Annotated in this window: 14 protein-coding genes; 9 read left to right on the top strand and 5 right to left on the bottom strand. The window is 65.4% G+C overall.

Annotated elements, in window-relative coordinates; genetic code table 11:
- The 3 genes from IB261_RS00670 (at position 1) to argE (ending at position 2,492) form a co-directional block, all read left to right on the top strand.
- Positions 1–411, top strand: coding sequence for a RidA family protein (locus tag IB261_RS00670; protein ID WP_015474916.1), 411 nt, complete (start codon positions 1–3; stop codon positions 409–411).
- Positions 412–603: 192 nt separating this feature from the next.
- Complete coding sequence (locus tag IB261_RS00665) at positions 604–1,278, top strand: DUF1028 domain-containing protein (protein WP_138213349.1); 675 nt, start codon at positions 604–606, stop codon at positions 1,276–1,278.
- Between the two features lie 62 nt (positions 1,279–1,340).
- The gene (gene argE / locus IB261_RS00660) at positions 1,341–2,492 is read left to right on the top strand and encodes an acetylornithine deacetylase (protein WP_192383437.1); all 1,152 of its coding nucleotides are present in this window, start codon (positions 1,341–1,343) and stop codon (positions 2,490–2,492) included.
- A gap of 233 nt (positions 2,493–2,725) precedes the next feature.
- On the opposite strand, the gene IB261_RS00655 is transcribed toward argE, so the two are convergent.
- The 4 genes from IB261_RS00655 to IB261_RS00640 all read right to left on the bottom strand — a co-directional run bounded on the left by IB261_RS00655 (position 2,726) and on the right by IB261_RS00640 (position 5,906).
- Positions 2,726–3,370: an HAD family hydrolase gene (locus tag IB261_RS00655; RefSeq protein WP_192383438.1), complete on the bottom strand. Its 645-nt coding sequence runs from the start codon at positions 3,368–3,370 to the stop codon at positions 2,726–2,728.
- A 56-nt stretch (positions 3,371–3,426) separates the two neighbouring features.
- Positions 3,427–3,900, bottom strand: coding sequence for a hypothetical protein (locus tag IB261_RS00650; RefSeq protein WP_192383439.1), 474 nt, complete (start codon positions 3,898–3,900; stop codon positions 3,427–3,429).
- Positions 3,901–3,970: 70 nt separating this feature from the next.
- Positions 3,971–5,131: a hypothetical protein gene (locus tag IB261_RS00645; RefSeq protein WP_192383440.1), complete on the bottom strand. Its 1,161-nt coding sequence runs from the start codon at positions 5,129–5,131 to the stop codon at positions 3,971–3,973.
- 232 nt (positions 5,132–5,363) lie between these two features.
- On the bottom strand, positions 5,364–5,906 hold the full coding sequence (locus IB261_RS00640; protein WP_192210476.1) for a gamma carbonic anhydrase family protein: 543 nt from the start codon (positions 5,904–5,906) through the stop codon (positions 5,364–5,366).
- Between the two features lie 76 nt (positions 5,907–5,982).
- Here IB261_RS00640 and prlC point away from each other — a divergent pair, with 76 nt between their 5' ends.
- From prlC to IB261_RS00610, 6 genes are all read left to right on the top strand, one after another.
- On the top strand, positions 5,983–8,028 hold the full coding sequence (gene prlC, locus IB261_RS00635) for an oligopeptidase A (RefSeq protein ID WP_192383441.1): 2,046 nt from the start codon (positions 5,983–5,985) through the stop codon (positions 8,026–8,028).
- Complete coding sequence (locus IB261_RS00630) at positions 8,028–8,297, top strand: YheV family putative zinc ribbon protein (protein WP_192383442.1); 270 nt, start codon at positions 8,028–8,030, stop codon at positions 8,295–8,297. Before prlC ends, IB261_RS00630 begins: the two co-directional genes overlap by 1 nt.
- A 119-nt stretch (positions 8,298–8,416) precedes the next feature.
- The gene (locus tag IB261_RS00625; RefSeq protein ID WP_081518881.1) at positions 8,417–8,662 is read left to right on the top strand and encodes a type II toxin-antitoxin system Phd/YefM family antitoxin; all 246 of its coding nucleotides are present in this window, start codon (positions 8,417–8,419) and stop codon (positions 8,660–8,662) included.
- Positions 8,652–8,936 (top strand): type II toxin-antitoxin system RelE family toxin, encoded by a 285-nt coding sequence (locus IB261_RS00620; RefSeq protein WP_151188915.1) that lies wholly within the window; start codon positions 8,652–8,654, stop codon positions 8,934–8,936. The genes IB261_RS00625 and IB261_RS00620 overlap by 11 nt, the downstream gene beginning before the upstream one ends.
- A 209-nt stretch (positions 8,937–9,145) precedes the next feature.
- Positions 9,146–10,750 carry an inorganic phosphate transporter gene (locus IB261_RS00615; protein WP_192383569.1) on the top strand — a complete coding sequence of 535 codons (1,605 nt, stop codon included), beginning with the start codon at positions 9,146–9,148 and terminating at the stop codon, positions 10,748–10,750.
- A 213-nt stretch (positions 10,751–10,963) separates the two neighbouring features.
- A complete protein-coding gene (locus tag IB261_RS00610; protein WP_192383443.1) occupies positions 10,964–12,022 on the top strand; it encodes a PA0069 family radical SAM protein in 1,059 nt (352 codons plus the stop codon).
- Position 12,023: 1 nt separating this feature from the next.
- Here the strand turns inward: IB261_RS00610 and IB261_RS00605 are convergent, their stop codons facing one another.
- Entirely contained in the window at positions 12,024–13,034 is a 1,011-nt protein-coding gene (locus IB261_RS00605) for a hypothetical protein (protein WP_192383444.1), read from the bottom strand.
- Positions 13,035–13,353: the final 319 nt, after the last annotated feature.

Raw genomic sequence — 13,353 nt, 5'->3', positions numbered from 1 at the left:
ATGCCTACCCACACTCGCATCCGCATGTTCAACACCAAGGACACCTACCCGAACCAGACCCTGGACAACGACCTCTGCCAGGCCGTGCGCGCCGGCAACACCGTGTACGTACGCGGCCAGGTCGGTACCGACTTCGAGGGCAACCTGGTGGGCCTCGGCGACCCGCGTGCCCAGGCCGAACAGGCGATGAAGAACGTCAAGCAACTGCTGGAAGAAGCCGGCAGCGACCTGTCGCACATCGTCAAGACCACCACCTACCTGATCGACCCGCGCTACCGCGAGCCGGTGTACCAGGAAGTCGGCAAGTGGCTGAAGGGCGTGTTCCCGATCTCCACCGGCCTGGTGGTGTCGGCCCTCGGCCAGCCGCAGTGGTTGATGGAAATTGACGTCATCGCAGTCATTCCGGACTGAAAGCTACTGCGCTAGCCCATGCTGCGTTGGGGCCGGTCGAGAAAATGCTCATTTGCTACAGCAAACTCCGCTTTTCTCGACCAACCCCGCCTTGCCTGGCCGTCGCTCGTAACGCTTTCAAGCGTGCAGGCGATGCGGATTTTCCGCATCGCCCTTTGTCGTTTTAGCTACCAGAACAAGCAAGGAGCCACCATGACCTTCTCCATCGTCGGCCGCTGCGCCGAAACCGGACAACTGGGTATCGCCATCAGCTCCTCGAGCATCGCCGTGGGCGCCCGCTGCCCCTGGGTGCGCGCCGGCGTCGGTGCGGTGGCCACGCAGAACATCACCCTGCCGGCCCTCGGCCCGCAGATCCTCGACCAGCTCGAAGCCGGACTGGAGCCGGGTGCGGCGCTGGACAAGGCGCTCTCCAGCAACGGCTACAGCCAGTACCGCCAGGTGACGGTGATCGACCAGCACGGCAAGGTCGCGCTGTTCACCGGCAGCGAAGCGCTGGGCGTGTACAACGCCGTGGCCGGTGAAAACTGCGTGGCGGCGGGCAACCTGCTGTCGTCCCCCGCGGTGATCCAAGCCATGACCCAGGCCTTCGAAAGCGCCAACGGCTGCCTGGCCGAGCGCCTGCTGGCCGCGATGCAGGCGGCGATGGCCGCCGGTGGCGAGGCCGGCCCGGTGCATTCGGCCGCCCTGAAAGTCGTCGGCGACCTGGTCTGGCCGATCGTCGACCTGCGCGTAGACTGGGCGGACGAAGCGCCCATCGATGAGCTGGAAAAACTCTGGGTGGCCTACAAGCCTCAGCTGGAGGACTACCTGGTGCGCGCCCTCGACCCGACCAAGGCGCCGAGCTACGGCGTGCCGGGCGACGAGTAAGCGACCCTCCCGCAGGGGCGGCCATGCCCGCTCCTGCAAAAGTTTTGAAGCAGGACCCGACCATGCCTTCCAGCCGTGAAATCCTCGCCGACCTGATCGCCTTCGATACCGTCAGCCGCAATTCCAACCTGGCGCTGATCCACTACATCCGCGACTACCTCGCGGGCTTTGGCATCGCCTGCGAGCTGTTCCACGATGCCGAAGGCGGCAAGGCCAATCTCTACGCCACGCTGGGTCCGCAGGACCGCGGCGGCGTGTGCCTGTCGGGCCACACCGACGTGGTGCCCACCGATGGCCAGCCGTGGACGGTTCCGCCGTTCGAGCTCACCGAACGCGATGGCCGCCTCTACGGGCGCGGTACCGCGGACATGAAGGGCTACATCGCCTGCGTGCTGGCGGCGGTACCGGCGTTCCTCGCCCAGCCGCTGCGCCTGCCGGTGCACCTGGCCTTCTCCTACGACGAGGAAGTCGGCTGCCTCGGCGTGCGCTCGCTGCTCGCCGCGCTGGAGCATCGCGAACACAAGCCGATGCTGTGCATCATCGGCGAACCCACCGAACTCAAGCCGGTGCTCGGCCACAAGGGCAAGCTCGCCATGCGCTGCCAGGTACACGGTGCACCGTGCCACTCGGCCTACGCGCCGCAGGGCGTGAACGCCATCGAGTACGCGGCGAAACTGATCGGCCGCCTCGGCGAGATCGGCACCCGCCTGGCCGCACCCGAGCGCCATGACCCGCGCTTCGATCCACCCTACTCCACCGTGCAGACCGGCGTGATCAGCGGCGGCCGCGCACTGAACATCGTGCCCGCCGAATGCCAGTTCGATTTCGAAGTACGCGCGCTGCCCAGCGACGATCCGCAGCAGGTCGCCGATGACCTGCGCGCCTTTGCCGAAGCCGAGCTGCTGCCGAAGATGCGTGCGGTGAAGGCCGAGACGAACATCCGCTTCAGCGAAATTTCCGCCTACCCGGCGCTGGTCACCGACCAGCAGGCCCAGGCTGCTGAGCTGATAGCGCTGCTCAGCGGCTCGCGCGACTTCACCACCGTTGCTTATGGCACCGAAGGCGGGCTGTTCCACCAGGCAGGCATCCCCACCGTGGTCTGCGGCCCGGGCAGCATGGACCAGGGCCACAAGCCGGACGAGTTCGTCAGCCTGGAGCAGTTGGCGAAGTGCGATGAAATGATGGGGCGACTGGCGGAGTGGTTGCGCAGTTGATTCACCACGCGGTTTACCCGGCTTCGTAGGAGTGGACTCCGTCCGCGATGGGCATCCGGCTTGCCCGGAGCGGCCGGAAATCGATCGCGAAAGAATCGGCTGTAGGGCGCATAACCCGGAACGGGTTATCCGCCGAATCCCTCGCGGCGGATAACGCTGGCGCGTTATCCGCCCTACGATCCAGTCGGCCGGTCGCGGGCATGGCCCGCTCCTGCAGGTTCAGCGCTGCGCGGTCAGGCAAACGCCGCGCGCAGCTCGTCCATGTTCGCGAAGTAATGCGCCGGGCTCTCCGCCATCAGCTCTTCGCGGCTGCCGAAGCCATAGCCGACACCCGCGGCGGACAGGCCGTTGCGGTGCGCGCCGATCAGGTCGTGCTTGCGGTCGCCGATCATCAGCGTCTGCTTCAGGTCCAGTTGCTCGATGCCCAGCAGGTGCTCGATCAGCTCGACCTTGTTGGTGCGCGTGCCGTCCAGCTCGCTGCCGTAGATCACCTTGAAGTGCCGGGCGAAGTCGAAGTGGCGGGCGATTTCGGCGGCAAACACGGTTGGCTTGCTGGTGCAGATGAACAGCGTGCGACCCTGGCCGCCGAGCAGTTGCAGCAGCTCGGCGACGCCATCGAACACCTTGTTCTCGTACAGCCCGGTGTCCTTGAAGCGCACGCGGTAGTGATTCACCGCTTCCCAGGCGCGCGCCTCGTCGAAGTCGTAGGTGCTCATGAAGCACTGCAGCAGCGGCGGGCCGATGAAGTGTTCGAGCTGACGCAGGTCGGGCTCGTCGATGCCCAGCTGGGCGAGGGCGTACTGGATCGAACGGGTGATGCCGTCGCGCGGGTCGGTGAGGGTGCCGTCGAGGTCGAAAAGAATGTTCTGGTAATGCATGGGATCAGCGTCCGGCCGCGAAAGTCGGGCGGGAAGGATAACTTGCATCGTGACTTTCAGGGATAGCGAATCTCGGTAGTTGCCCCCGCCTCTCGGAGTAGAGCCTCCCAGCGAGCAAGCTCGGATGGCCAGCCCGAGATCAGCAGAAAGGGCCCAGCCTTGATCCGCTCGTGCGCCTGGGCCGGTGTCCCGCCAGAAGCCGAGCGCACCAATCTTGCAACTGCCCCCAAATTGGCGCCAGCAACGATGGCCCACAGTTCAGGGTCGCGCATGGGGCCAGGAATCGGCGGGGAAAATTGGCCGAAGAGCTGGCGCAGCGAGTCGAGCGCGTCCTTCTGGATCAGGGCGCAGTGGCTCCGTGCAGCGTCGACATGTGAGCGACAGAACCAGGCAGCTCCAGCCGGCATTCCCACAGAGCCTTCAAGCAAGGGCAGATAGTCGGCAAATCGAATCAACTCACCACCGTTCCCTGTATGAAAGTACTCACCACGGAAATCCTTGCCACAAACCGCGCAGTAGGGTGGTGTCATTCGATTGCCTCGGTCATCCAGGGGCCTTTGAAGGCGCTTCAGTATGCAAGGCGGGCCAGCGACATTTCCATCATTCGGCGCCATTGTCGGCGGGGGGCGCCGAGCCCTGCCCCTGCTTGAGCACGCGGAAGCCACCGCTGACGCTCACCGGCTCGGCCTCGCCGGCGCCGTAGGTCTGGGCTGTGGACTGTTCGTCCGGCTCTTCCTCCGGTTGCGCCAGCCGCCCAGTCAGGCTCTGCTGCACACGGGCGCCGAGGTGATCGACGCCGGACATCACCCCGCCGTCCGGGTCGCGCATCAGCGCCAGCCACTGTTCGTCGAAGGCGGCGTTGATCTCCTTGCGTAACTGGGTCTCCACCTCCGGTCGGTCGTGGTCGTTGCCGGCCATGCTGAACAGGGTGAAGGCCACCGATATGACCGAGCCGGCGACCTTGCCTGCCGCGCTCGCCACCACCCCGGCAATGCTGCGGTTGCGCAACTCGTGCACCAGCTTGGCGCTGGTGCGCTGGGCCACCGGTGAGACGCCACTGACCTTGGTGCCGGCCCCGGCCTTGCCCGCCGCCGTGCGGATGTCCTGCATCAGCGCGGCGAAGGCCGGCAGCTTGCCGATGTCCTTGGCGTACACCACGTCATACAGCGAAGCATCGCGGCTGGAGGGCGGGCCGAGGGAGATCGCCGGGATGCCCATCAGGTGCTCGTCGAAGGCCTTCTGCGGGATGCCGCGGCGCTGGGGAATGTCCTTCACCGCCACGGTCAGCATCTCGATGTAATGCCGGGTGGCCTTCTCCATCACCGCGTCGGGGTCGACCTGCTTCGCGACGGGTATCAGTACCTGCTTGCGGTACTGTTCCTGCAGATAGACGGCCAGTTTGTCGACGGTGGGATCGAGGTCGCCGTGGGAGCCCATCTTGTACCAGGCGACCTTCATGCTCAGCCATTCCTGGGTCCAGTAGCTGGAGAACCAGGGGATGAATTTCTCGTCGGTACGCTGGTAGACCAGGTCCATCCACTGCTGCATGGCCTCTTCGGCGTAGGCGCGGGCCTGGGAGGTGGCGGCCAGGGAAGCGGCGCCAATGTCGGCGTCCACCTGGTGCCAGGTGGCTTCGCTGATCGGGGCGGCGGGCTGAGCGGGGTGATGGGCGCAGCCAGCCAGCGCCAGCATCAGCAAGGCAATGACACCGCCGCGCCGCCAGGGCGAAACGGTGGCGCTGGGGGAGCACAGACTGTTCATGGCCGCTCGCCGGCTCGGCGGCGCCGTGATGGCTGGCCGCCCGCTGCTGAACCCGGCCGGGCACGCGCTGGCGTCCGGTCACCTCGGGTCAGTATAGGGCGCCAGACCCTGCATGGCCGGCCGTCTGGCGGGACGGCTGGTTGTAGGGCGGATAAAGCCTCGGGCGTTATCCGCCATCGGGGGATCGGCGGATAAAGCGTTCCGCTTTATTCGCCCTACGGAGACTCCGCCGTCAGCCGGCATAACCCTCGGCAATGTGCTGATCCTTCAACTTCACGTAGTTCCCGGCGGTATAGCTGAAGAACGCCCGCTCCTTGTCGGTCAGCGGCCGGGCCTTCTTCACCGGGCTGCCGACATAGAGGAAGCCGCTCTCCAGCGTCTTGCCCGGCGGCACCAGGCTGCCGGCGCCGAGGATCACCTCGTCCTCGATCACCGCACCGTCCATGACGATGGAGCCCATGCCAACCAGGATGCGGCTGCCGATGCTGCAGCCATGCAGCAGCACCTTGTGGCCGATGGTCACTTCGTCGCCGATGGTCAGCGGGAAGCCGTCCGGATTGAAGGGGCCGGCGTGGGTGATGTGCAGCACGCTGCCGTCCTGCACGCTGGTGCGCGCGCCGATGCGGATGCGGTGCATGTCGCCACGGATGGTGACCAGCGGCCACACCGAGCTGTCCGCGCCGATCTCCACGTCGCCGATGACCACCGCGCTGGCATCGACGAAGACGCGCTCGCCGAGGGATGGCGTTTTGCCCTGATAGGTTCGAATCGTCACGATAGCTTTCCTGTGGCTGCGGTTACGGTCGATTGTATTTAAGATGGCCGGGTGTTTCTTCAGCCAAGGTGCCACCGTGAGCGCGAATCCCCTTCTGCAGAGCTACGACCTGCCGCCCTTCTCCTCCATTCGCCCCGAGCACGTGAAGCCGGCCATCGAGCAGATCCTCGCCGACAACCGCGCCGCCATCGCGCGCATCCTCGCCCAGCAGAACGGCACGCCGACCTGGGCCGGCCTGGTGCTGAGCATGGACGAACTGCATGACCGCCTGGGCAAGGCCTGGAGCCCGGTCAGCCACCTCAACGCGGTATGCAACAGCGCCGAACTGCGCGAGGCCTACGAAGGCTGCCTGCCGCTGCTGTCCGCCTACTGGACCGAACTGGGCCAGAACCGCGAACTGTTCAAGGCCTACGAGTCGCTGGCTGCCGGTGCCGAGTCCAAAGACTTCGACGTCGCCCAGAAGACCATCCTCGAACACGCCCTGCGCGACTTCCGCCTGTCGGGTATCGACCTGCCGGCCGACCAGCAGCAGCGTTACGCGGAAATCCAGACGCGCCTGTCCGAGCTGGGCAGTCGCTTCTCCAACCAGCTGCTGGACGCCACCCAGGCCTGGACCAAGCACATCACCGACGAAGCCGCGCTGGCCGGCCTGACCGACTCGGCCAAGGCGCAGATGCAGCAGGCCGCCCAGGCCAAGGAGCTGGACGGCTGGCTGATCAGCCTGGAATTCCCCAGCTACTACGCGGTGATGACCTACGCCGAAGACCGCGCCCTGCGCGAAGAGGTCTACGCCGCGTACTGCACCCGCGCCTCCGACCAGGGCCCGAACGCCGGGCAGAACGACAACGGCCCGGTGATGCAGGAAATCCTCGACCTGCGCCAGGAGCTATCGCGTCTGCTGGGCTTCAGGAACTTCGCCGAGCTGTCCCTGGCCACGAAAATGGCCGAGACCCCCGAGCATGTCCTGCACTTCCTCCGTGACCTGGCCGTGCGCAGCAAGCCCTTCGCCGCCCAGGACCTTGCGCAGCTCAAGGCCTACGCCGCCGAGCAGGGCTGCCCGAACCTCGCCAGCTGGGATGCCAGCTACTTCGGCGAAAAGCTGCGCGAAGCGCGCTACAGCGTGTCCCAGGAAGCCCTGCGCGCCTACTTCCCGGTGGACAAGGTGCTCTCCGGCCTGTTCGCCATCGTGCAGAAGCTCTACGGCATCCAGATCCGCGAACTGAACGACTTCGAGCGCTGGCACCCGGACGTGCGCCTGTTCGAGATCGAGGAAAACGGCCAGCACGTCGGCCGCTTCTACTTCGACCTCTACGCCCGCGCCAACAAGCGTGGCGGCGCCTGGATGGACGGCGCCCGCGACCGTCGTCGCACCGCCGGTGGCGAGCTGCAATCGCCGGTGGCTTATCTCGTCTGCAACTTCACCCCGGCGGTCGGCGGCAAGCCGGCGCTGCTGACCCACGATGAAGTCACCACCCTGTTCCACGAATTCGGTCATGGCCTGCACCACCTGCTGACCCGCGTCGAGCACGCCGGTGCCTCGGGCATCAACGGCGTGGCCTGGGACGCGGTGGAGCTGCCAAGCCAGTTCATGGAGAACTGGTGCTGGGAGCCCGAAGGCCTGGCGTTGATCTCCGGTCATTACGAAACCGGCGCGCCGCTGCCCCAGGACCTGCTGGAGAAGATGCTCGCCGCGAAGAACTTCCAGTCCGGCCTGATGATGGTTCGCCAGCTGGAGTTCTCCCTGTTCGACTTCGAGCTGCACGCCACCCACGGCGACGGCCGCAGCGTGCTCGACGTGATCGAGGCAATCCGCGATGAAGTCGCGGTGATGCGCCCGCCGGCGTACAACCGCTTCGCCAACAGCTTCGCGCATATCTTTGCCGGCGGTTACGCAGCCGGTTACTACAGCTACAAGTGGGCCGAAGTGCTGTCCGCCGACGCGTTCTCCCGCTTCGAGGAAGAAGGCGTCCTCAACCCGGCGACCGGCGCAGCCTTCCGCGAGGCGATCCTGGCCAAGGGCGGCTCCCAGGAGCCGATGGCGCTGTTCGTGGCCTTCCGTGGCCGCGAGCCGTCCATCGACGCCCTGCTGCGCCACTCGGGCCTGTCCGAGGAGGCGGCGTGATGAGCGAGGTGAAGAAGCGCTTCATCGCCGGGGCCGTCTGCCCAGCCTGCAGCGAGCAGGACAAGATCGTCATGTGGGACGTCGACGGCGTGCCGCATCGCGAATGCGTGGCCTGCGGCTATGCCGACACGCTCAACGCCCAGGGCCAGTCGGTGCCTAAAGAGCTGTCCACCCGCGTCAACACCAGCGCGCTGGAAAAGCCCAAGGACCCGAAGGTGCAGGGGGTGCAGTTCTTCCCCAATCCGAAACTGAAGAAGTCGCAGGAATAGCGCCTGCGTGACGCTCAGCGAATGCCCCGGCTTGCCGGGGCATTTCTTTTTTCACCCATGAGCTATTGCCGACGGCATCTATAATGACCAGAATTCTGGTCATTATTTGGAGCCATTTCATGCAGAACCTGCTTGCCAATACCGCCGTCAGCGTATCGGAACTCAAGAAGAATCCCTCTGCCGTACTGGCCGAATCCGGCGGTGAGCCGGTGGCGGTGCTCAATCACAACAAGGTGATGGGCTACATGGTGCCGGCGGAGCTTTTCGAGTCGATTCTGGAGCGTCTGGAAGACCTGGAACTGGCAGAAATTGCCCGCTCGCGACTGGGAGACAAAGGCGTCCCGGTATCGCTCGATGACCTATGAACTCGAATTCCTCCCTGCCGCCTTGAAGGAATGGCACAAGCTGGGGCATACGGTGCGTGAGCAGTTCAAACGCAAACTCGTCGAACGCCTGGAAAATCCTCGCGTCCAGGCCGACGCCCTGCACGGGCTGGCGGACCACTACAAGATCAAGCTGCGCTCGGCAGGCTACCGTCTGGTCTACCGCATCGAAGAGGATCGCGTAGTGGTTTCCGTGGTTGCGGTCGGCAAGCGCGAACGCGGCGAGGTATACAGCGCAGCGCAGGAGCGGCGCTGAGATTTCGAGGATATTGGAGCGCGAAACCGCAAACCCCGGAACTGGCATCAAGAAAGGTCGCTACCAACTGGCATAGCATTACCCCCGCCCCGCTCGCCCGGCCAGCCCATGTCGCCATGGCCGGCTAGTCTGTAGGGCATCGCCGCAAGGAATCCGCCAGATGCCGCCACCGACCCGAAGGAAGCGCCCCTGTGCTTGACCGCTTTGGCATGCTCGAGGTGATGCGCGCCTCGCGCCTGACGCAGTTCCCGATCAGCCCGGTGCTGCGCGAGACCCACGGATTCAAGGGGCGACTGACCTTCTTCCTGCTGCTGGCCGCCGCGCTGGTATTCACCTTCGCCGCACTCGGGCACGACATCCACGCCAGCGGCACGCACCTGGAGCCAGGCTGGTCGGTGCTGGTGCTGGTGGTCGCCTTGCTGATCGCCCTGGGCTTCGAGTTCATCAACGGCTTCCACGACACCGCCAATGCGGTGGCCACGGTCATCTACACCAACGCCCTGCCGCCGCGCTTCGCGGTGGCCTGGTCAGGGCTGTGGAATTTCCTCGGCGTGCTCTTCTCCAGCGGTGCGGTGGCCTTCGCCATCGTCTCGCTGCTGCCGCTGGACCTGCTGCTCAAGGTGGACAGCAGCGCCGGGCTGGCGATGATCTTCGCCCTGCTGATCGCCTCGATCCTGTGGAACCTCGGCACCTGGTGGCTGGGCTTGCCGGTGTCCTCGTCGCACACGCTGATCGGCTCCATCGTCGGCATCGGCCTGGCCCACGGCGCCATGGCCGGGCACCTCGGCCTGTCCGGCAACGCCTGGTCGCAATTGCTGACGGTCGGCTATGCGCTGTTCCTCTCGCCGGTGGTGGGCTTCTTTGCCGCCTTCGTGCTGCTGCGGGTGGCCAGTTCGACCATCCGCAACCGCGCGCTGTTTCACGCGCCGGAAGGCCGCACGCCGCCTCCCCGATGGATTCGGGCGATCCTCATCCTGACCTGCACCGGCGTGTCCTTCGCCCACGGCTCCAACGACGGGCAGAAAGGCATCGGTCTGATCATGCTCATCCTGATCGCCACCGTGCCCCTGGCGTTCGCCGTGGATCGCGCACACTCGCCGGAACAGACCCGCCAATTGCTCGCCCTGACCCAAGCCAGCCAGGAACAGCTGCACCGCTCAGGCGGCAACCCGGCGGCGGACCCGCGCCAGGCGCTGTTGAGCTATCAGGAAGATGAGGTGGTCAGACCCGAACTGCTGCCCTCGTTGGGTAGCGTGATCGGCGATGTCAGTGCGCGCCTGGAGCGCTATGGACAGCTGGACAAAGTGCCGGCCGAGGAGGTGCAGGACCTGCGCAACGACCTCTACCTGAGCCTGGAGACCATCCGCCTGCTGGACCGCAGCGACCAGCACTTCGAACTGGAAACCTGGAGCAGCCTGCAGGCGCTGCGCCAGGGCGGGGAGCAGGCGATCCGCTTCATTCCGGTGTGGGTGAAGGTCGCGGTCGCCCTGGCGCTGGGCCTGGGCACGCTGGTGGGCTGGCGGCGCATCGTCACCACGGTCGGCGAGGGCATCGGCAAGACGCCGCTGACTTATGCACAGGGCGCTTCGGCGCAACTGGTGGCCATGCTCACCATTGGCGCGGCGGACGGCTTCGGCCTGCCGGTGTCGACGACCCAGGTGCTCTCCTCCGGCGTGGCCGGCACCATGGCGGCCAACGGCAGCGGGCTGCAGTGGCCGACCATCCGCAACATGCTGCTGGCCTGGGTGCTGACGCTGCCGGCGGCCATCGGGCTCGCGGCGGGGCTGTACTGGCTGTTCACCCGGCTGCTCTGAGGGGTAGTAGGGCGAATGACCTGGAACAGGTTATCCGCCGATATGCCGTCGGCGGATAATGCTGGCGCGTTATCCGCCCTACGCACCCTGCAGCTGGGGCTTGTAGGAACAACCCGACAGTTGGAAATCAGACCGCCGAGCAGTTAGTGCTGGCTGTGGAAAACTCAGTGGATTACTGTATTTATATACAGCACTCCTTCAGAGCTTTCCCACATGAGCACTTCCCTTCCACCCCGCGGCCGGGGTACCGCCAGCAATCCGCACAACCGCTTCGCGCCAACCACGTCGGTGCCTGTGGATAACGACTGGTACGACGAAGTGCCCAAGCCCCAGGTGACGGAAATTCGCAGCGAGCGGGCGAAGTCGGTGATCTCGCGCAACCAGTCGCCGGACCTGCCCTTCGACCGCTCGATCAACCCCTATCGCGGCTGCGAACACGGCTGCATCTACTGCTACGCGCGGCCGAGCCACGCCTACTGGGACCTGTCGCCGGGGCTGGATTTCGAGACCAAGCTGATCGCCAAGACCAACGCCGCCGAAGTGCTGGAAGAAGAGCTGAGCCGCAAGGGCTATGTCTGCGCGCCGATCAACCTGGGCGCCAATACCGACCCGTACCAGCCCATCGAGCGCCAGCAGCGCCTGACCCGGCAGATCCTCGAGGTGCTGCTGCGTTACCGCCATCCGGTGACCATCGTCACCAAGGGTTCGCTGATCCTGCGCGACCTCGACCTGCTGGCCGAACTGGCGCAGCACAGGCTGGTGGGCGTGATGATCAGCCTGACCACCCTGGACGACGAGCTCAAGCGCATCCTCGAGCCCCGCGCCGCCGCTCCGTCCGCGCGCCTGCGGGCGATCCGCGTGCTGCACGAACACGGCATTCCGGTGGGCGTGCTGTGTTCACCGATGATCCCGATGATCAACGACCGCGAGCTGGAGGCGCTGCTCGAAGCTGCCCACGCCGCCGGCGCCCAGAGCGCCAGCTACATGATGCTGCGCCTGCCGCGCGAAGTCGGCCCGCTGTTCGAGGAGTGGCTGGCGGCGCACTACCCACAGCGCGCCAATCATGTGATGAGCCTGATTCGCCAGCTGCGTGGCGGGGAAATCTACGACAGCCGCTTCGGCCATCGCTTCCGCGGTGAAGGCCCGTTCGCCGACCTGCTGGCCAAGCGCTTCGAGGTCGCCATGCGCCGCCTCGGCCTGAACCGGCGCGGCAGCTTCGGCCTGGACTGCACGGCGTTCGCTCCACCGCGCAGCCAGATGAGCCTGTTCTGAATCAGCGGTCGGGAGCCACCAGGTCCGCCATCATCTGGGCGAGTTGCAGCGGCGAGTTGAGCAGCTTCTCGATGACCACCAGGACGTTCTTCTCCTCCTTGCTGACCTTGCTGCCGAAGCCGAGGAAGCCGCCGCCGGAGGATTCCGCCACCGCCTTGCCCAGCGCCAGCAGGTCGGCCTTGAAGGCTGCCGCGTCAGTGTCGCTGGCCTGCTGGTCGAGCAGTCGGTTGACGTCGACCAGGTACTGCAGGCGGTTGAACTCGGGGTCGGCGAAGCGCTGCAGGAAGTCCATCAGCACCGCGCGACCGCTGGGCGTATCCGGGCTGAGCTCGGTCATCACGCGCTGCATCAGCACACTGGGGTACTTGCCGGATTCCTTGAACAGCTTGCCGAAAGCGGCGGCCTCCTTGGCATCGATCTCGCCGTCGGCGCTGGCGACCATGCAGAAGATCGCTATGGGCGCCTCGCGCAGATGTTTCCAGTCCTCGCCGGAGAAACCAGCGAAGCCGGTCATGCCGGTGATCTGGTCCTGCTGGTGCTCCTTCCAGATCGCCCGGCCCTCGGCGTTCTCGTCGCGACCCTGGTAGAAAGCGTCGATCAGCGGTTGCAGCTCGTCCTGGGCGATGCCGGTCACGCCCAGCAGCTTGGGCTTGAACACGGCGAAGCCTTCATGGCTGTGGGCATGGCGGTAAGGGACGGCCAGTTGCATCTCACGACGCGGCTCGGCGTAGGAAACGACGTTCAGAATCAGCGCATCGACCTTGCCGACCTCCTTGTGGGTCACGAAGCCGTCGACAATCCATACCGCTCCGATCGCCTGCTGGGTGTTCTCCTGGTACATCCGCTGGCCCGCCTGCATGGCCTCCTCGCCGGTGTCCGCCATCAGCACCACCATCTTGAGCCGGCCATCGGGCTCCAGGCAGTGGAACATCGGCATCAGCAACTCGCCGCCGCTCACCGTTTGCACCGCGCTCGCGGCCGCGTTGCCGGCCATCCTGTAGATGTCTTGCATGGTCACATCCTTGTTTTCCGGGGGAACTGGGAAGGGTCCGGCGCCGTGCGCCACGCTCGTCATCCTGACCAAGCGGTAGGCCCGGTGGTCCGGGTCTTACAGTAATCGCCACGAATAATGTCACATTGCCTGTAGCGAAAATATTGGCGTCGTCACAGTAGCACCGTGACATTTCATCGCCATGATAGCTTGTCGATATCATCTTGAAATGTCGGCGAAACATCATGCAAAAGCTCATTCCAGAGCGGTTTTTTAATTTTGGTTTAATCTTCTTCGCCTAGGGTTTGAGCACAAGGTGACTAACCGGTCACGACAGATT

Source organism: Pseudomonas sp. PDM20, from assembly GCF_014852575.3.
Taxonomy (GTDB): domain Bacteria; phylum Pseudomonadota; class Gammaproteobacteria; order Pseudomonadales; family Pseudomonadaceae; genus Pseudomonas.
Note: the sequence above shows the minus strand (reverse complement) of the source record. Positions and strands in the feature narration are given on the sequence as shown.

What these genes read in the sequence shown, in the direction of transcription:
- IB261_RS00670 (WP_015474916.1), top strand. Translation starts at nt 1, where the DNA reads ATGCCTACCCACACTCGCATCCGCATGTTCAACACCAAGGACACCTAC.
- IB261_RS00665 (WP_138213349.1), top strand. Translation starts at nt 604, where the DNA reads ATGACCTTCTCCATCGTCGGCCGCTGCGCCGAAACCGGACAACTGGGT.
- argE (WP_192383437.1), top strand. Translation starts at nt 1,341, where the DNA reads ATGCCTTCCAGCCGTGAAATCCTCGCCGACCTGATCGCCTTCGATACC.
- IB261_RS00655 (WP_192383438.1), bottom strand. Translation starts at nt 3,370, where the DNA reads ATGCATTACCAGAACATTCTTTTCGACCTCGACGGCACCCTCACCGAC.
- IB261_RS00650 (WP_192383439.1), bottom strand. Translation starts at nt 3,900, where the DNA reads ATGACACCACCCTACTGCGCGGTTTGTGGCAAGGATTTCCGTGGTGAG.
- IB261_RS00645 (WP_192383440.1), bottom strand. Translation starts at nt 5,131, where the DNA reads ATGAACAGTCTGTGCTCCCCCAGCGCCACCGTTTCGCCCTGGCGGCGC.
- IB261_RS00630 (WP_192383442.1), top strand. Translation starts at nt 8,028, where the DNA reads ATGAGCGAGGTGAAGAAGCGCTTCATCGCCGGGGCCGTCTGCCCAGCC.
- IB261_RS00625 (WP_081518881.1), top strand. Translation starts at nt 8,417, where the DNA reads ATGCAGAACCTGCTTGCCAATACCGCCGTCAGCGTATCGGAACTCAAG.
- IB261_RS00620 (WP_151188915.1), top strand. Translation starts at nt 8,652, where the DNA reads ATGACCTATGAACTCGAATTCCTCCCTGCCGCCTTGAAGGAATGGCAC.
- IB261_RS00615 (WP_192383569.1), top strand. Translation starts at nt 9,146, where the DNA reads ATGCTCGAGGTGATGCGCGCCTCGCGCCTGACGCAGTTCCCGATCAGC.
- IB261_RS00610 (WP_192383443.1), top strand. Translation starts at nt 10,964, where the DNA reads ATGAGCACTTCCCTTCCACCCCGCGGCCGGGGTACCGCCAGCAATCCG.
- IB261_RS00605 (WP_192383444.1), bottom strand. Translation starts at nt 13,034, where the DNA reads ATGCAAGACATCTACAGGATGGCCGGCAACGCGGCCGCGAGCGCGGTG.